Annotated in this window: 17 protein-coding genes; 10 read left to right on the top strand and 7 right to left on the bottom strand. The window is 72.2% G+C overall.

Features of this window, described 5'->3' with window-relative positions; genetic code table 11:
- The first annotated feature begins 1 nt into the window (after position 1).
- From cydB to ACH4MY_RS05880, 3 genes are read left to right on the top strand one after another with little or no spacing between them, the layout of a single operon-like run.
- Complete coding sequence (gene cydB, locus ACH4MY_RS05890) at positions 2 to 1003, top strand: cytochrome d ubiquinol oxidase subunit II (protein ID WP_397998095.1); 1002 nt, start codon at positions 2 to 4, stop codon at positions 1001 to 1003.
- Positions 1004 to 1032: 29 nt separating this feature from the next.
- The gene (gene cydD / locus ACH4MY_RS05885) at positions 1033 to 4695 is read left to right on the top strand and encodes a thiol reductant ABC exporter subunit CydD (protein ID WP_397998092.1); all 3663 of its coding nucleotides are present in this window, start codon (positions 1033 to 1035) and stop codon (positions 4693 to 4695) included.
- 20 nt (positions 4696 to 4715) lie between these two features.
- Positions 4716 to 6428, top strand: a complete 1713-nt coding sequence (locus ACH4MY_RS05880) for a GAF domain-containing sensor histidine kinase (protein WP_397998089.1) — start codon at positions 4716 to 4718, stop codon at positions 6426 to 6428.
- A gap of 9 nt (positions 6429 to 6437) precedes the next feature.
- On the opposite strand, the gene ACH4MY_RS05875 is transcribed toward ACH4MY_RS05880, so the two are convergent.
- The 4 genes from ACH4MY_RS05875 to ACH4MY_RS05860 all read right to left on the bottom strand — a co-directional run bounded on the left by ACH4MY_RS05875 (position 6438) and on the right by ACH4MY_RS05860 (position 9756).
- On the bottom strand, positions 6438 to 7319 hold the full coding sequence (locus tag ACH4MY_RS05875) for a Cof-type HAD-IIB family hydrolase (protein WP_397998086.1): 882 nt from the start codon (positions 7317 to 7319) through the stop codon (positions 6438 to 6440).
- A gap of 118 nt (positions 7320 to 7437) precedes the next feature.
- Complete coding sequence (locus ACH4MY_RS05870) at positions 7438 to 8088, bottom strand: NAD(P)-dependent oxidoreductase (RefSeq protein WP_397998084.1); 651 nt, start codon at positions 8086 to 8088, stop codon at positions 7438 to 7440.
- Positions 8085 to 9029 carry an SGNH/GDSL hydrolase family protein gene (locus ACH4MY_RS05865; protein ID WP_397998081.1) on the bottom strand — a complete coding sequence of 315 codons (945 nt, stop codon included), beginning with the start codon at positions 9027 to 9029 and terminating at the stop codon, positions 8085 to 8087. The genes ACH4MY_RS05870 and ACH4MY_RS05865 overlap by 4 nt, the downstream gene beginning before the upstream one ends.
- 1 nt (position 9030) lies before the next feature.
- On the bottom strand, positions 9031 to 9756 hold the full coding sequence (locus ACH4MY_RS05860; protein ID WP_397998078.1) for a hypothetical protein: 726 nt from the start codon (positions 9754 to 9756) through the stop codon (positions 9031 to 9033).
- Between the two features lie 69 nt (positions 9757 to 9825).
- Here ACH4MY_RS05860 and ACH4MY_RS05855 point away from each other — a divergent pair, with 69 nt between their 5' ends.
- Positions 9826 to 10341: a MarR family winged helix-turn-helix transcriptional regulator gene (locus ACH4MY_RS05855; protein WP_397998075.1), complete on the top strand. Its 516-nt coding sequence runs from the start codon at positions 9826 to 9828 to the stop codon at positions 10339 to 10341.
- Positions 10342 to 10448: 107 nt separating this feature from the next.
- Positions 10449 to 10664 carry a hypothetical protein gene (locus tag ACH4MY_RS05850; protein WP_397998072.1) on the top strand — a complete coding sequence of 72 codons (216 nt, stop codon included), beginning with the start codon at positions 10449 to 10451 and terminating at the stop codon, positions 10662 to 10664.
- A 143-nt stretch (positions 10665 to 10807) separates the two neighbouring features.
- Here ACH4MY_RS05850 and ACH4MY_RS05845 read toward each other — a convergent pair whose 3' ends face one another.
- Both ACH4MY_RS05845 and ACH4MY_RS05840 read right to left on the bottom strand, forming a co-directional pair.
- Positions 10808 to 10948, bottom strand: coding sequence for a hypothetical protein (locus ACH4MY_RS05845; RefSeq protein WP_397998070.1), 141 nt, complete (start codon positions 10946 to 10948; stop codon positions 10808 to 10810).
- A gap of 139 nt (positions 10949 to 11087) precedes the next feature.
- The gene (locus tag ACH4MY_RS05840) at positions 11088 to 11399 is read right to left on the bottom strand and encodes a hypothetical protein (protein WP_397998068.1); all 312 of its coding nucleotides are present in this window, start codon (positions 11397 to 11399) and stop codon (positions 11088 to 11090) included.
- 158 nt (positions 11400 to 11557) lie between these two features.
- Between ACH4MY_RS05840 and ACH4MY_RS05835 the strand changes: the two genes are divergently transcribed.
- The 3 genes from ACH4MY_RS05835 to ACH4MY_RS05825 all read left to right on the top strand — a co-directional run bounded on the left by ACH4MY_RS05835 (position 11558) and on the right by ACH4MY_RS05825 (position 13565).
- Entirely contained in the window at positions 11558 to 12553 is a 996-nt protein-coding gene (locus ACH4MY_RS05835; protein WP_397998065.1) for a helix-turn-helix domain-containing protein, read from the top strand.
- 218 nt (positions 12554 to 12771) lie between these two features.
- Positions 12772 to 13356, top strand: a complete 585-nt coding sequence (locus ACH4MY_RS05830; protein ID WP_397998062.1) for a response regulator transcription factor — start codon at positions 12772 to 12774, stop codon at positions 13354 to 13356.
- Positions 13353 to 13565, top strand: a complete 213-nt coding sequence (locus ACH4MY_RS05825) for an MbtH family protein (protein WP_397998059.1) — start codon at positions 13353 to 13355, stop codon at positions 13563 to 13565. The genes ACH4MY_RS05830 and ACH4MY_RS05825 overlap by 4 nt, the downstream gene beginning before the upstream one ends.
- On the opposite strand, the gene ACH4MY_RS05820 is transcribed toward ACH4MY_RS05825, so the two are convergent.
- On the bottom strand, positions 13525 to 14334 hold the full coding sequence (locus ACH4MY_RS05820; RefSeq protein ID WP_397998056.1) for a 4'-phosphopantetheinyl transferase family protein: 810 nt from the start codon (positions 14332 to 14334) through the stop codon (positions 13525 to 13527). The genes ACH4MY_RS05825 and ACH4MY_RS05820 overlap by 41 nt on opposite strands.
- Positions 14335 to 14680: 346 nt before the next feature.
- Between ACH4MY_RS05820 and ACH4MY_RS05815 the strand changes: the two genes are divergently transcribed.
- Positions 14681 to 15502, top strand: a complete 822-nt coding sequence (locus ACH4MY_RS05815) for a TauD/TfdA family dioxygenase (protein WP_397998053.1) — start codon at positions 14681 to 14683, stop codon at positions 15500 to 15502.
- Between the two features lie 31 nt (positions 15503 to 15533).
- Positions 15534 to 16901: a serine hydroxymethyltransferase gene (gene glyA / locus ACH4MY_RS05810; RefSeq protein WP_397998050.1), complete on the top strand. Its 1368-nt coding sequence runs from the start codon at positions 15534 to 15536 to the stop codon at positions 16899 to 16901.
- The last annotated feature ends 40 nt before the right edge of the window (positions 16902 to 16941 follow it).

Raw genomic sequence — 16941 nt, 5'->3', positions numbered from 1 at the left:
CATGGAACTCCACGACGTCTGGTTCGTACTCATCGCCGTCCTCTGGATCGGCTACTTCTTCCTCGAAGGCTTCGACTTCGGGGTCGGCATCCTGACCAAGCTGCTCGCCCGTGACCGGCCCGAGAAGCGCGTCCTCATCAACACCATCGGACCCGTCTGGGACGGCAACGAGGTGTGGCTGCTCACCGCCGGCGGCGCGACCTTCGCCGCCTTCCCCGAGTGGTACGCGACGCTCTTCTCCGGCTTCTACCTGCCGCTGCTGATCATCCTGGTCTGCCTGATCATCCGGGGTGTCGCCTTCGAGTACCGGGTGAAGCGGCCGGAGGAGAACTGGCAGCGCAACTGGGAGCAGGCCATCTTCTGGACCTCGCTCATCCCCGCGTTCCTCTGGGGCGTGGCCTTCGGCAACATCGTCCGGGGCGTGAAGATCGACGCGGACATGGAGTACGTCGGCACCTTCTGGGACCTGCTCAACCCGTACGCGCTCCTCGGCGGCCTGGTCACGCTCACACTCTTCACCTTCCACGGCGCGGTGTTCGCCTCGCTCAAGACGGTCGGCGACATCCGGGAGCGGGCGCGGGCGCTGGCGTTCAGGCTGGGCCTGGCCACGGCGGTCCTCGCGCTCGGCTTCCTGATCTGGACCCAGGTCGACACGGGCGACAGCTGGAGCCTCGTGGCGATGCTGATCGCCGTGGTGGCCCTGGTCGGTGCCGTCGGAGCGATCAAGGCGGGGCGCGAGGGCTGGTCGTTCGCGCTCTCGGGCGTCACCATCACCGCCGCCGTGGCGATGCTCTTCCTCGCCCTGTTCCCGGACGTCATGCCGTCTTCGCTCAACCCCGAGTGGAGTCTTACCGTGACGAACGCGTCGTCGAGCCCCTACACGCTCAAGATCATGACCTGGTGCGCGGCGATCGCGACCCCGCTGGTGCTGCTCTACCAGAGCTGGACCTACTGGGTCTTCCGCAAGCGGATCGGTACGCACCACATCGCCGACGCTCACTAGCCGGCCCTTCCCAGGGGAGCATGTTTCACGTGAAACCGATCGATCCGCGCCTGCTCCGGTACGCCCGGGCCACCCGTGTCTTTCTGATCGCGGTGGTCGTCCTCGGCCTCGTCGGGGCGGCGCTGGTCATCGCCCAGGCGATGCTCATCGCCGAGATCGTGGTGGGGTCCTTCCAGAAGGGCCAGTCGGTTTCCGATCTGACCACCGCCCTGCTGCTGCTCGTGGGAGTCGCCGCGGCGCGGGCGCTGGTCTCCTGGCTGACCGAGCTCGCCGCCCACCGGGCGAGCGCGGCGGTCAAGTCCGAACTCCGCGGCCGCCTTCTCCAGCGCGCGGCCGCGCTCGGGCCGGGCTGGCTGAGCGGCCAGAAGGCCGGCTCGCTGATCGCCCTCGCCACACGAGGTGTGGACGCCCTCGACGACTACTTCGCCCGCTATCTGCCCCAGCTCGGTCTCGCGGTGGTCGTGCCGGTGGCGGTCCTGGCGCGGATCGTCACCGAGGACTGGGTGTCGGCGGCGATCATCGTCGTCACCCTGCCGCTGATCCCGGTCTTCATGATCCTCATCGGCTGGTACACCCAGGCCCGGATGGACCGGCAGTGGAAGCTGCTCTCCCGGCTCTCCGGGCACTTCCTGGACGTCGTGGCGGGGCTCCCCACCCTCAAGATCTTCGGCCGGGCGAAGGCCCAGGCCGAGTCGATCCGCGCGATCACCTCGGAGTACCGCCAGGCGACGATGCGCACGCTGCGGATCGCCTTCCTCTCCTCCTTCGCCCTGGAGCTCCTCGCGACGCTCTCGGTCGCGCTCGTCGCCGTGACCATCGGCATGCGGCTCGTCCACGGCGACCTCGATCTGTACACCGGGCTCGTCATCCTGATCCTGGCGCCCGAGGCCTACCTCCCGCTGCGGCAGGTCGGAGCGCAGTTCCACGCGGCGGCGGAGGGCCTCGCGGCGGCGGAGGAGATCTTCGACGTCCTGGAGGAGCCGGTACGGGACGGGGGCACGGGCGCCGCCCCGGACTCCGTACGCCTGGAGCTCGAAGCGGTGACGGTACGCCATGCCGGGCGGGCCGAGGCCTCGCTCGACGCGGCGACGCTGACGGTCGAACCGGGCGAGACGGTGGCCCTGGTCGGGCCGAGCGGAGCCGGGAAGTCGACGCTGCTCGATGTCGTGCTCGGATTCGCCGTACCGGAGGAGGGCGGTTCGGTCCGCGTCGGCGGCGAGGACCTCGCCTCGCTCGACCTGGAGGCATGGCGGTCGCGGATCGCCTGGGTGCCGCAGCGGCCGTACCTCTTCGCGGGGACGATCGCCGAGAACGTCCGCCTCGCCCGCCCGGACGCCTCCGACGAGGCCGTACGGGAAGCCCTGCGCGACGCCGGGGCGGACGGGTTCGTCGCGGGCCTGCCGCAGGGGCTGGACACCCCGCTCGGCGAGGACGGTGCCGGGCTCTCGGCGGGGCAGCGGCAGCGGCTCGCGCTCGCCCGGGGGTTCCTTGCCGACCGGCCGCTGCTGTTGCTCGACGAGCCGACGGCGGCGCTCGACGGTGAGACCGAGGCGGGTGTGGTCGACGCGGTTCGCCGGCTCGCGGTGGGCCGGACGGTGCTTCTGGTGGCGCATCGGCCGGCGCTGCTCGCGGTGGCGGACCGGGTGGTGCGGGTGGGGGCGGAGGCCGTGGCCGCCGGTGCGAGCGCCGGCGCTGCCGGTGCGGGTGCTGCCGATGGTGCGGGTGGGGAGCAGGAGCGCGGCGCCGCCGCGGGGTTGTACCCCCCCGTTCCGCCCCGGGCGGAGCACGTGCCCGCAGCCGGTCCGGGAGGTGGCGGCGCGGAAGCGGCGCTCAAGACCGGTCCGGGTGCCGGCGCGGAGCACGTACCCGGCGCCGGTGGGTCGGTGTTGACGCGGGTTCGGGGGATGGCCGGGGAGCTCAAGGGGCGGATGGCGCTCGCGCTGCTGCTCGGGAGCCTCGCGCTCGGCTCGGCCGTCGGGCTCATGGCCGTGTCCGGCTGGCTCATCTCCCGTGCCTCCGAACAGCCGCCCGTGCTCTATCTGATGGTGGCCGTCACCGCCACGCGCGCCTTCGGCATCGGGCGGGCCGTCTTCCGGTACGCCGAGCGGCTCGTCTCCCACGACGCCGTGCTCCGGATGCTCGCCGAGCTCCGGGTCTCCGTCTACCGGCGCCTGGAGCGGATCGCCCCGGCCGGGCTGCGCCGCACACGCCGAGGAGACCTGCTCGCCCGGCTCGTCCAGGACGTCGACGCGCTCCAGGACTACTGGCTGCGCTGGCTGCTCCCCGCGGGCGCCGCGCTCGTCGTGGGCGTCGCCTCCGCCGGATTCACCGCCTGGCTGCTGCCCGAGGCCGGTGCCGTCCTCGCCGTGGGCCTGCTGATCGCGGGCGTCGCCGTCCCGGCGATCGGCGGATCGCTCGCCCGCCGGGCCGAACGGCGGCTCGCCCCCGCGCGCGGCGCCCTGGCCACCGCCGTGGCCGATCTGCTGCGCGGCTGCGCCGAACTGACCGTGGCCGGTGCGCTGCGCGGCAGGATCGAGAGGGCCCGGGACGCCGACCGGACGCTCACCGGAATCGCCTCCCGGCAGGCCGCGGCCGCCGCGCTCGGCGCCGGTCTCTCCGCCCTGGTCTGCGGCCTGACGGTCGTCGCCGCCGCGGTCGTCGGCGTCCAGGCCGTACAGGACGGGCGGCTCGACGGGGTGGCCCTGGCCGTGGTCGTCCTCACGCCGCTCGCCGCCTTCGAGGCCGTCACCGGACTTCCGCTCGCCGTCCAGTACCGGCAGCGCGTCAAGCACAGCTCCGAGCGGGTCTTCGAGGTGCTCGACGCCCCCGTGCCCGTACACGAGCCGGCCCGGCCCGCGACTCCCCCGGCGAGCCCGTTCCCGCTGGAGCTGTCCGGGCTCTCCGCCCGGCACGCCGGGCAGGACCGGGACGCGCTCGCCGACTTCCGGCTGACTCTGGAGGCCGGGCGCCGGGTCGCCGTCGTCGGCGCCTCCGGCTCCGGCAAGACCACGCTCGCCCAGGTGCTGCTGCGGTTCCTGGACGTGGAGAGCGGCGTGTACCGGCTCGGCGGTGTGCCCTCCTGGGAACTCGACGGTGACGCCGTCCGGCGCCTGGTCGGCCTGTGCGCCCAGGACGCGCACCTGTTCGACAGCTCCGTCCGCGAGAACCTGCGGCTCGCCCGTACCGGCGCGGGCGACGAGGAACTCCGTGCGGCGCTGCGCCGGGCCAGGCTGCTCGACTGGGTGGACGGACTCCCGCAAGGACTCGACACGCTCGTGGGCGAGCACGGCTCCCGGCTCTCCGGCGGTCAGCGACAGCGCCTGGCCCTCGCCCGCGCCCTGCTCGCCGACTTCCCCGTCCTCGTCCTCGACGAGCCGGCCGAGCACCTGGACCTGGCCACCGCCGACGCCCTCACCGACGATCTGCTCCGGGCCACCGAAGGCCGTACGACCGTCCTCATCACCCACCGGCTGCACGGACTCGACGCGGTCGACGAGGTCCTGGTCCTCGACGAGGGCCGGACCGTACAACGCGGCCCGTACGCCGAGCTGGCCGAGACGGACGGGCCACTGCGCCGGATGCTGGAGCAGGAGCGGGCGACCGATCTGCTCGTCGTCGGCGCGGGGGCGGAGACGACGACCGGAACCAGGGATCCGCACAAGGGAGACCGGCCGACTTTTCTCGCCAAATAGGACTTACTAGGCTCAAGCCCATGACCGCCGCAGAGTCCGACGCCCCGGACCCCCTGGAAGCCGCCACCCAGGCCACCCGCAGCCTCCAGGGGCTGTCCACGGAGCTCACCGCCCGCGTGCCACAGCTCCTGGAAGCCATGCGCTCGGTCGGTACCGGGCTCGAACTCCACTCCACCCTCGACCGCATCTGCGAGACCGCCGCCGAACTCGCCGACGCCCGCTACGCCGCGATCGGCGTCGTCGACGAGGAGGGCAAGGGCCTGTCCGACTTCGTCACCTTCGGCGTCGACGAGGAGACGGCCGACCGGATCGGCCGTCGGCCCGACGGCCACGCCGGGCTGCTCGGCGCGCTCATCCGCGACCCCCGGACGATCCGTCTCGCCGATCTGTCCACCGATCCGCGCGCGGCGGGCTTCCCGCCGGGACATCCCCCGATGCGAACCTTCCTCGGCGTCCCCATCCGGGTCCAGGGCGAGATCTTCGGCAATCTGTACCTCGCGGAGAAGCACGGCGGGGGCGAGTTCAACGACTACGACGTGCACATGGTCCGGGTGCTCGCCACCGAGGCCGGCATCGCCATCGGCAACGCCCGCCTGTACGAGGCCGCCCGGCAGCGCGAACGGTGGATCGACGGCTCCGTCGCCGTCACCACCGCGCTGCTCTCCGGCGGTGACGCGGACGACGCCCTCACGGTCGTCGCCGAACAGGCCCGGCGCCTCGCCGGCGCGGACGCGGGGATCGTGCTGCTGCCCGCCGAGGAGGGCGGTCTGGAGATCGTCGCCGTCTCCTCGCCCCGGTCCACGAAGTCGCTCGGCGTGGTGATCCCGCCGGAGAGCGCCGTGGTGCAGCGGCTCCTGGAGGGCGAGGCGGTCTTCGTCGCGGACGCCTCGGCGGACCCGCGCATGATCAGCCGGCTGACCTCCCCGTACGGGCCGAGCATGATCCTGCCGCTGCAGAGCGGCGGGCGGGTGCTCGGCGCGCTCGCCACGCCCCGGCTGCGGGGCGCCCGTCAGTTCACCGAGATGGAGCGGACGCTCGCCACCCAGTTCGCCTCGCAGGCGGCCCTCGCCCTGATGATGGCCGACGCGCAGCGGGACCGGGAACGCCTCGCCGTCTACGAGGACCGCGACCGGATCGCCCGTGACCTGCACGATCTCGTCATCCAACGCCTCTTCGCCACCGGCATGATGCTGGAGAGCGCCCAGCGCAGGTCGATCGTGCCGGCCGTGCGCGACGGGGTCGGCAAGGCCGTGGACGAGCTGGACGTCACCATCCAGGAGATCCGTACGGCGATCTTCGCGCTCCAGCAGGGGCCCGCCGAGGCCCCGTCGGGGCTGCGGACCCGTGTCCTGCGGGAGATCAACATGGCGGCCGTGCCGCTCGGCTTCAAGCCCGCGCACCGCTTCCTCGGCGCGGTCGACGCGATGGTCGGCGAACTCACCGGCAAGAACCTCGTCGCCGCCCTGCGCGAGGCGCTGTCCAACGCCTTCCGGCACGCGGAGGCGGGCCGGATCGAGGTGGTCGTCGACGCCGGGGTCACCCTCCCCGACGGCTCCGCCGGGGTACGGCTGGAGGTCGCGGACGACGGCATCGGCATCCCGGCGGGCGGGCGCCGAAGCGGCCTGCGCAATCTGGCCCGGCGGGCCGAGTCGCTGGGCGGCGCGAGCTGGTGCGGGCCGGGCATCGGGGAGGACGGCGGCGGGACGACGGTGGTGTGGGAGGCCCCGCTGTAGCGGGCGCCCTCAAATCTGTGCCGGCTCGTCCCCGGTGGCGGCGAGCCTCTCCGCCACCAGCTGTTCGATGACGACGGCGACCCCGTCGTCGTTGTTGCCGACCGTACGGCCGGAGGCGGCGGCGATCACGTCGGGGTGGGCGTTGCCCATCGCGTACCCGCGGCCCGCCCAGCTCAGCATCTCGATGTCGTTGGGCATGTCGCCGAAGGCGACGACCTCCTCCGCCGTGATGCCGCGCTCGGCACAGCACCGGGCCAGGGTGGACGCCTTGGAGACGCCGAGTGCGCTGATCTCGATGAGGGCGGTCGGGCTGGACCGGGTGAACGAGGCCCGGTCGCCGGCGGCCTCCCTGGCCACCGCCAGGAACACGTCGGGGTCGAGCTCAGGGTGCTGGGCGAGCAGCTTCAGGACCGGGGCCGCGGCGCCGGGCGCCTCCTCGAAGAGGAGTTTCTCGGCGGTGGCGACGGTCGCGCCGGGGTCGAGGAAGAACGGCGGGTACTGCGGCTCGTAGTGGATGCCGGTGGTGAGCTCGACCGCGAAGGACGTCCCCGGCGCGGCGGCGCGCAGGGCCCGGACGACGGCGAGGGCGACCGGCCGCTCCAGCGGCCGCACCTCCAGGAAGGTGCCGCCCGCGTGGAGGTCGACGACGGCGGCGCCGTTGGCGCAGATCGCCAGGCCGTGGCCGTGGACGTGGTCGCTGACGACATCCATCCAGCGCGCCGGGCGGCCGGTGACGAAGAAGACCTCGATTCCGGCCTGCTCGGCCGCGGCGAGGGCGGCGACCGTGCGCTCGGAGACGGACTTGTCGTCGCGGAGCAGCGTGCCGTCGAGGTCGGTGGCGATCAGCCGGGGCGCCGGGGCGGACGAGTGCGGGGAACGGGGAGAGGTCACCGCACCATTGTTCCGCACCGAGCGCACGTGCGTGCGGGGAGCCGCACATATGAGTGCGCTGGTTCCGGCCTTCCCGTGCGTGGTCGTCAGCTCCTTCCCCTGCGGCCCCCCGGCCCGCTCAGTACGCGACTTCCACGACGGCGCGGTGGGCGCGCGCGTCGCCGGCCCCGGTCAGGAGGTAGTGGGCGAGATCGGCGCGGGAGAGGGACTTGGGCCGGTCGAGGTGGCCGTTCTCCGCGGTGCGGTAGCGCCCGGTCAGCGGGCCGTCGGTGAGCATCGGCGGCCGGACCACGGTCCAGGCCGTGTCGCCGGCGGACCTCGACGCCAGGAAGGTCTCCATCCGCGCCATGTCCGCGTAGCCGTGGCGGTAGAGCCGCTGGACCACGTGCCGGGTGACGAGGCGTTGCGCCGGCCGCACGCCGGGGGTGATCTCCAGGCCCGCCGAGGAGAGGCAGAGCAGCCGGCCGACACCGGCGGTGTGCATGGCCTCGACGATGTTGCGGGTGCCCTGGGAGTAGACGGTCGTGGGGTGCCTGCGGTCGGTGCTGCCGAGACAGGAGACGACCGCGTCGTGTCCGGGGACGGCCTGCCACCAGCCTTCCGGCGACAGGACGTCCCCGGGCACGACGGTCAGCCGCGCGCCGGGGTCCGTGACCGGCACCCGGGCGGGGCGGCGGGCGACGGCGGTCACCTGATGGCCGGCGCCGAGGGCCTGGTCGAGGAGCCGCGCGCCCGTACCGCCGGTGACGCCGAAGAGCAGGAGCTTCATGATGTCTCCGCCTCCGTTCGCGCTGTCGCTGTGGTTGCCGCTGCCGGCGTCACCGCTGTCGGCGCCGTCGCCGTCGTGCTCTCCGTCAGGGTGTCGACGAGGGCGGTCACGACGGCTCGCTGGCCGTCCGGAGTGAGGTGGATGCCGTCGTCGAGGTGCAGTCCGGCGGTGGCCCGTCGGGTGTCGACCGTGGGTTCCGGCCGTCGGAGGAGGAAGTCGGCGACGCCGTCCACGTCCTCGCTCGACCAGCCGACCCCGGCGCGGTGGAAGTGCGGGTAGGCGTCGGCCCGCTCCTGGTCCACGGAGCTCGGGGTGAGCCAGATCCAGCGGTTCTCGGCGGAGAGGGCCTGCCCGCCGAGTTCCCGGAGCGCGAGGAGGTTCCGCGCGGTCTCGGCCTCGCCGACGAGCCGGGTGCCCGGTGTCCCCGCGCCGCGGCCGATTCGCCGGGTGTCGTTCGCGCCGAGCATGCACAGCACCCAGTCGGGGCGCGGGAAGGTCAGTGCGGACAGGTGGGTGAGGGCCTCGGTGGTGGTGAGGCCGGAGATCGCGAGGTTGACGAGTTCGACGCCGTCCGGGAGGAGGTGGCGCAGGATCGAGAACCACGAGAGCCGGTCGGCCGTGGTGCTCTCGCCGAGGGCCACGATCCGCTGCCCGGGCCGGAAGGGCAGCCGGTCGGCCCGGTCGGCGAATCCGGGGTCCTTCAGCAGCTCGGCGGCGGTGGACCTGGCCTGTTCGTCGAAGTCCCTCAGCAGCGCGCGGTAGTCGTCGGTGTCCAGGCCGAAGAGGCCGGCCAGCCGGGTCTCGGGCAGCTCTCCCAGGTAGCGCAGGGTCTTCTCGGGCTGCTGGAAACGGACGAGCTTCTCGGTCAGTTCGCGGGGCGGCTTCCGTGCCGCGGCCCCGGTCGGCCTCCCGGGCGTGTTCCCGCTCGTGTTCTCGGTCATGTCAGTGCTCCTTGCGGGTGCGGTGACGGGGGAGCAGGAACCCGGCGGCGATCAGCCAGCCCAGGCAGGCGAAGCGGGCCAGCGGCAGCAGCAGGGCGGCGCCGTCGAGGAGCAGGGTGAGGGTGGCCAGCTCGGCGAGGGTCGCGAGGACGAGGCCGGCGACGGCGAGCGCGCGGGGCAGCAGTCCGGCGAGCAGGCCGGGGACGGCGATGCCGGCCACGAGCAGGCCGAGCGTGACGACGTGCCCGGGGCCGCCGGTGGCGAAGGCCAGGTACTGCAGGGTCCGGACGAGCGGCGGGAGTTCGAGCACCTCCGGACGGGAGAGGGTCCAGCTCACCAGTCCGCAGCAGGCCAGGAATCCGGCGGCGAGCAGGCCGCCGGCCAGGGCGATGGTGGCGCCGGGGGCGCGGACGCCGAGCTTGTGCAGCCGGGCCGAGACGGTGGCGGCGTAGACGGCCAGCGGGATCGCGGCGGCGAACTGGAGGGCTCCGGAGACCTGGACGGCGTCGGAGTGGGCGCGGAAGTACGCCACGATCTCGCCGGTCTCACCGAAGGGCGAGGGGAAGGGATCACCGCCGGCGAGCACGGTGCCGAGGACCAGCCCGGCCAGGAACAGCGCGGTGAACACCACGGCGAGCACGCCCGGCGGCGGCCCTCCCTGGGCTTCCCGGCGCTCCCGGGGGGCGACGGTCGGGTGGCGGGGGTCGGTCCGGGTCTCTGCAGACACGAGTCCTGTCCGTTCTCTAAGGTGAATAGTTCACTGGAGAGAATCATTCTTGTCTCGTACCATAACCCTGTGAGTACCGACCGGCAACCACGCGAAGATCCCGAAGCGGCCGCCGCCGCGCCCCCGCGCTTCGGCGCCTTCCTGCTCGCCCAGCTCGGAGCCCACGCGGCCGGGCGTTTCGGGGAACGGGTCGGCGAACTCGGCCTCGCGCCGCCGGACGTCGGCCTGCTGCGGATGATCGCCATGGACCCGGGACGCAGTCAGCGCTCCCTCGCGGCCGACCTCGGCGTCGTCCCGAGCCGGGTCGTCGCGCTCATCGACGCCCTGGAGAAGAAGGGGTTCGTGGAGCGCCGTCGCAGCACCGAGGACCGCCGCCACCACGAGCTGTACCTCTCCGACGACGGGCGCCGCGCGCTCGGACGCGTCCGCGAGGTCGCCGCGCTGCACGAGGACGACCTGTTCGCGTCGCTCGACGCGGAGGACCGGGCCCGGCTGACGGCGCTCCTCGGGCGGATCGCCGAGCAGCAGGGCCTCACCCCGGGCGTCCACCCGGGCTACCGCACTCTGCCGAAGCGCCCGGGCTGAGCGGTGGGCGCTCCGGGGCGCCGGGACGTGGCCGTAAAACGCCGTTCGTTTTCGACGTGACGGGGAAGACCCCTGGGAGCTGACGGCGTCTCCAGGGAGGGCGGGACATGGTCGCGGGCCGGCGAAGCGCGGAGTGCGACTCCTGCGGCGTTCCGCACGGGACGTGGGTCGCGAGCCTCGGGATGGCCCTCTGCGCGGAGTGCGAGCAGGCCGGAGCGGCGCAGCCGGCGCGGGACCCGGTCCTCGTGGGCGAGGTCCTGGACGACTTCCCGGTCCTGCTCGCCCGGTGGCGAAGCCGCGAGCGGGAGCGCCGCACGGCCTGAACGGGCCTGCGGCGGAGGGGACCGCACAACGACGGAACGGCATCGAAGACTCTGTCTTCGATGCCGTTCGGCGTTTCTGGAAGGGGCACCTCGGGCGCCCGCGTCCCGTTCCGGAGATCGACGCCGAGGCGTCGGGGCGGGCGTCAGCCCCAGATCATGTCGTCCAGGACGGCGGCGGTGACCACGGTGTCGGCCGAGTCACCGGCCTCGTCGAACACCGGGACCAGCAGAGCGAGAGCCGTGAGGAGAACTGCAGCCCAGCGGGTGGAACGGAAGCGCAGCAAGGTATGAGTCCCTTACGAGTCGGTGGGGATGTTCCTTCGATGCGACAAAGCTTCGCCAATCCGAAAGACGTTCGGAAGGGACTTCCGGTGGACGGAACGGGCCCTGGACCGAAGAGGTCAGCGGGCCACGTCCAGGGGCTCAGCCCACGAATCCGTCGAAGCCGTACGGCGCGAGCAGCGGCGCCTCCGAGCGGCCGACCCGCCACCCCGGCAGCGGACCGATCTCGGCGACCGCGCGCAGGCACAGCCGCGCAGCCGTCTCCTCCGCGACCCGGAGACGGTCGGCGAGCAGATAGACCCCCACCGTCACTCCGTTGTCCGGACGGGTGTGCACCACCACGTGCTCCACACCGTCGCCGGGAAGCGCCAGGTCACGGAGGAGATCCGCGAGGTTCTGAGGGATGCACAACTCCACCTTCCTATTGAGGAGTTCGGTGTGAACGAGATACACACCCGGCATTTTCCCCAAAGGACGAACCAGGAAGAAGAAGAACAGAAGTCCCATTCCGGCAATGGCCGGTACAGTCCAGGCCGCCTTCTGTAGAAAACGCGCCACGCGTGTGATGATGGAGCCTCTAAACCGCAGGATCTCCGGGGGGGAGATGAGCTGTGCTCAAGTCGCTTGGTCTTGACTCCATGGCCGAGGCTGTCTACCGGGGTCTCCTGGCACGGCCACGTGACGGTGTGGCGGACCTGGCAGAGCGGCTGGGACTCACACAGGAGCAGGTCCGGCACGGTCTCGACACCCTGAGCGAACTGGCGCTGCTGCGTCCCTCCTATGACCAAGAGGGCAAGCTGTGGCCGGTATCGCCCGAGGTCGGCCTCGAATTGCTCATGGCGCGCCAGCAGGCCGAGCTCGCGGCGCACCAGAAACAGCTGGAGGAGTCGCGGGCGGCCGCGGCCCGGCTGATCGCGGAGTACGAGGAGATTCGGCCGGCCGACACCCGGCCGCACAGCGAGCGGCTGACCGGGATAGACCAGATCCGCGACCGGCTCGCCGCCCTCACCCGGGACACCCGGGAAGAGGTCATGACCTTCGCCCCGGACGGGCCCCAGCGCCCGGAGCACATCGAGGCCGCGAAGCCGCTCAACCAGGAGCTCCTCGACCGGGGTGTCCGGATGCGGACGGTCTACCTCAACAGCGCCCGCAACAGCCCGCACACCCTCCAGTACGTGAGCTGGCTGTCCAAGCTGGGCGGCGAGGTGCGCACCGTCCCGACCCTGCCGACCCGGATGATCGTCGTCGACCGCAAGGCCGCTGTCATCCCCGTGAACAGCAACAACAGCGCCGAGGGCGCCATGGTGCTGACCGGCCAGGGCACGCTGACCGCGCTGTGCGCGCTGTTCGACAGCGTCTGGAACGACGCCCGGCCGCTGAACGAGGAGAGCAGGGCCGATGATCAGGGCCTCACCGACCAGCAGGCCACCGTCGTGGTCCTGCTGGCAGAGGGCCACACGGACGAGACCATCGCGAAGCGGCTCGGGGTGTCGCCGCGGACCGCGCGGCGGCTGGCCTCCGAGCTGATGACCCGGCTCGGGGCGCGCAGCCGGTTCGAGGCGGGCGTCCGCGCCGCGCAGAACGGCTGGATCCCCGAGCAGCGCTGACACCGTGACCGTCCAGGGGACCGGCCCTTCGTGGGCCGGTCCCCTCGGCGTACTCCCGTGATCCCGCGTGCCGTGTCCCGTACCGCCGCGCCTCGATGTCCCTTTGTGTCCAGGGCCCCAACGGGCCACCGGAGTTGCCTTCCGGTGGGTGCTCCGATCACGGAGATTGGTCCTGTGGAGCCGGAGTGGACCGGAACCAGCGCAGACGAGGAGTCGACATGACACGTGCCGGAATCTTCGTCGAGAACCAGCTCGCCCTGCTCGGCATCCGCTATCTGCTCGACGCGGAGGCCGACATCCAGGTCGCGTTCGCCACGAGCACGCCGTTCGCGGTGGCGCCCGGCTCGGTCGACTGCCTCGTGCTCGACCGGCGTCTGCTCGGTGAGCTGCCGTCGGCCGTCCCCGCCGCCCGCACGGTCCTCCTGACCGAAGGACCGGGAACGGGCCTGGGCGCGGGATCGGAGCGGACGGGCGCGACCCTTCCGTTCGACGACGCGCCTCTGATGCTCGTGGACGCCATCCGGCGGGTGGCGGCTCCGGGGCCGGCCCCTGTCCGGCAGGGCGTCGCCACGCTCTCCCCGAGGGAGCGCGAAGTGCTCGGGCACCTGGTCGAGGGCTGCACCCACGACCAGGCGGCCCGGCGGATCGGCATCAGCCAGCACACGGTCGACACGTACGTGAAGCGCATCCGCTCCAAGCTCGGTGCGCACAACAAGGCGCAGCTGGTCCGCGCCGCCCTGACCACCCCGCGCGTACCGACCGCGCACCCCGAACCCCGACAACGACAGCAGGTGGAGACATGACGACCGAAGGCACCGGCACCCAGCTCGTGGTCCGCAATCACGAACTGCAGTACTCGCTCTGGCCCGCCGACCGCGAGCTGCCGGCCGGCTGGGAGCCGGAGGGCTTCAGCGGCGAGCGGCAGGAGTGCCTCGACCACATCGAGCGGGTGTGGACGGACATGAGGCCGCTCAGCGCCCGGGCCCCGCAGCCCGCAGGGGCCCCGAACTGAACGTGGCGGCCGAGGGACTGCTCCGGGAGTAGGCGGTGAAGACGGGCCGCCCGCCGCCGATCACGGCGACCGCGGCCGCGCAGCCCGCACCGGCCTCCAGGTCGGCCAGGACGAAGTCCTCGGCGGGCCTGGCCGCGGGACCGCCCAGGAACAGCACCCTCGGGTCCTCCTCCGGAGCCGACACCCCCACCTCGGACAGCGGCACCCGCAGTCCCTGGCCCGTCGCCTTGAGCACCGCCTCCTTCCGGGTCCACATCCGGTGGAAGCCGCTCGTGGTGGCGTGGGCGGGGGTACGGGGCTCCGCGGAGCCGAGGACGTGGGGGAGCAGCTCCGTGGGGGACACGGACGCGCTGATCTCCTCCACGTCGATCCCGACGGGACCCGCGCGGGTGACGCCGACGGCCACCCGGGAGCCGGAGTGCGACACCGACACCTGGAGGCCGGTGCCCGGCAGTTCGGGCTTTCCGTGGTTCCTGGCGCAGTCGGGGCATCGGGCGACCACCTCGACCGACCTCGGTGGCAGGCCGAGATAGCCGGCGGCCGCGGTGCGCAGCAGAGCCCGGCCGGCGATGAACCGCTGCCGGTCCTCCGTCCGGCGCAGCTGCGGGATCCGGCTCCGTTCGGTCTCGTCGAGCAGGGCCAGGCAGGCATCGGTGACGGTGGCCGGATCCGCCCACCAGACATGGCAGTCGGCCGGGCCGAGCACCGGGACCGCCGGGAGCGGGTCAAGCCGGGAGCCGGCCGCGTACGGCGTCGAGCACGAGGTCATCGTCCACCGCCCTGCCTTCCAGTGCTGTTCGCCGCCGTTCCGCTGGCCGGGACGGGGAGGTACCGCGTGTGGCGGTCGGCCTCCCATGCTCGCGGCAGGAGGGCGTGAACACACGCCCCCGAAAGCCGTGACACCTGTTCCGGGGACATCGTGTCCGGTGCCGGTGGACGGAATTGGACACCCCCTGCAATGACCGGATCAGTCCAGGAGACCGGTATTGCCCACCGTATGAACGCCCGCCTAACGTCACGGTCGTGATGAAAAGCCAGGGCCTCTCTCTCACGTAGGAATTCACATGGCGATAACCCCCTTCAAAACTTCTCCCCTTTCCGAACACCACGGTCTGGTGATCGAAAGCGCAGACCTTTCCCTCGCCGAACTCCCGCACTCCGAGATCGCCGAACTCTTCAAGCAGCACGGCACGCTGATGTTCCGTGGATTCGGTGCCACCGCGGATGATTTCCGCGCGGTCGTCCAGAAGTTCTCGTCGAAGCTCTTCTTCCACCAGAACCCCAACCGGGAGACGATCTCCGACGACGGCGCCGTGCTCCTCGTCGACGCGCACCGGAATCCCATTCCCGCGCATTCCGAGATGAGTTACTGCCCGCTGCACCCCGGTCTCCAGTGGTTCTACTGTGTGCGGCCGGCCGACGAGGACGGCGAGACGACGGTCTACGACGGCGTCGAGGCGTACAAGCGGCTCGCCCCGGAGACCCGCGAGCTGTTCGACAAGCTGCGGCTGACCTGGCGTCTGCCGTTCCCGACCGCCCCCGAGCACCAGGAGCGCGTGTTCGGCACGGCCGACCGCGCCGAGCTGGAGGCGCTGTTCGCCACCTTCGACGACTTCGAGTACGACTTCGACGAGGCCGGCAACCTCAACTGGAAGTGGACCGTCTCCGCGGTCCCGCAGGCCCCCTACGTGGACGCGCCCACGCTGTGCAACAGCTACCTGGGCTCCGGGGCGCTCGTCTCCTTCGAGGACGGATCGACCATCCCGCAGCACTGCCGCTGGGACGCGCTCGATGCCACCGAGGAGGTGCGGGTCGACCTCCAGTGGCAGGCCGGCGACATCGTCATGATCGACAACAAGCGCGTGATGCACGGCCGGCGCGGCTTCGAGGACCCCGACCGCAAGGTCGCGGCGATGCTCTCGACGCCGAACTTCTGACCCCTACCCCTCACAGTTTGGATTCGGCCCCATGACCCAAGCCGTCGGACTGCCCACGCTGACCCCTCCGACCGCCCCGCTCTCGGCCTTCTACGAGAACGCCCTGCACACCATGGAGCTCGGGGACCCGGCCCTGTACGGGCTCCTCGACGACGAGCTGCACCGGCAGCGCGAGACCCTCGCCCTGGTCGCCTCCTGCAGCCCCGTGAACCCCGCGGCGCTGCTCGCCGAGGGAAGCTTCTTCGCCAACGTCACGGCCGAGGGCTACCCCGGCCGCAGGTTCCACGCCGGCTGCGTGAACGTCGACAAGGTCGAGGAACTCGCGGTAGAGCGCGCCAAGCACGCCTTCGGCGCCCGCTACGCGAACGTCCAGCCCCACTCGGCGAGCACCGCCAACCAGGTCGTCATGAACTCGCTCCTGAAGCCGGGCGACCCGATCCTGGGCCTCGACCTGGATGCCGGCGGCCATCTCAGCCACGGTGCCAAGGTCAACCTCTCCGGCAAGATCTTCGAGGCGCACAGCTACGGCCTCGGGGCCGACGGGCTGATCGACTACGAGGAGGTCCGCGCCCAGGCGCTCGCGCACCGGCCGAAGCTGATCATCGCGGGCACCACCGCCTACCCCCGTACGCTCGACTGGGCCGCGTTCCGCGCCATCGCCGACGAGGTGGGCGCGTACCTGCTGGCCGACATCACCCACATCGCCGGTCTCGTGGTGGCCGGGCTGCACCCGTCGCCGCTGGCCCACGCCCATGTCGTGACCACGTGCACGCACAAGCAGCTCTACGGCCCGCGCGGCGGCCTGATCATGCTCGGCGACTCGGCCGACATGGTGCTCCCCACCGGCCGCACGCTCCAGCAGACCCTGAACAGCGGGCTCTTCCCGCTGATCCAGGGCGCGCCGGTGGTCAACAGCATCGCCGCCAAGGCATACGCCCTGGGGGCCGCGACCACGCCGGAGTTCACCGCCCGGATCCACCGGGTCCGCGACCTCGCGGCCGCGCTCGCCGATCAGCTCGTCGCGCGCGGAGTGCGGGTGATCTCCGGCGGAACCGACAACCACATCGTCGTGGCCGACGTCCTCACGTCGTACGGCGTCACCGGTGTCAACGCCGAGAAGGCGCTGGAGCAGTGCGGTGTGCTCGTCAACAAGAACCGGATCGTCGGCGACGCGCACTCCGCCTTCGTCACGTCGGGCGTGCGGTTCGGCAGCAACAGCATGGCGGCCCGCGGTTTCGACGAGGCCGACGTCGCGGAGGTCGCGGAGCTCGTCCACGAGGTGCTCACCGACCTCCAGAACACCTCCAACAACACCTACGCCCTCGACCCCGCGCTGCGGGCACGCGTCCAGGAGCGGATCCGCAGCATCTGCCACCGCCGGCCGGTCGCCGGCTACTGACCGCGATTCCCGGTGGGCCGGCGCACCCCCATGACGCCGG

It is taken from the genome of Streptomyces sp. NPDC017246 (assembly GCF_044331325.1).
GTDB lineage: Bacteria > Actinomycetota > Actinomycetes > Streptomycetales > Streptomycetaceae > Streptomyces.
The sequence above is the reverse complement of the archived record's forward strand: the minus strand, read 5'-3'. Positions and strand labels throughout refer to the sequence as shown.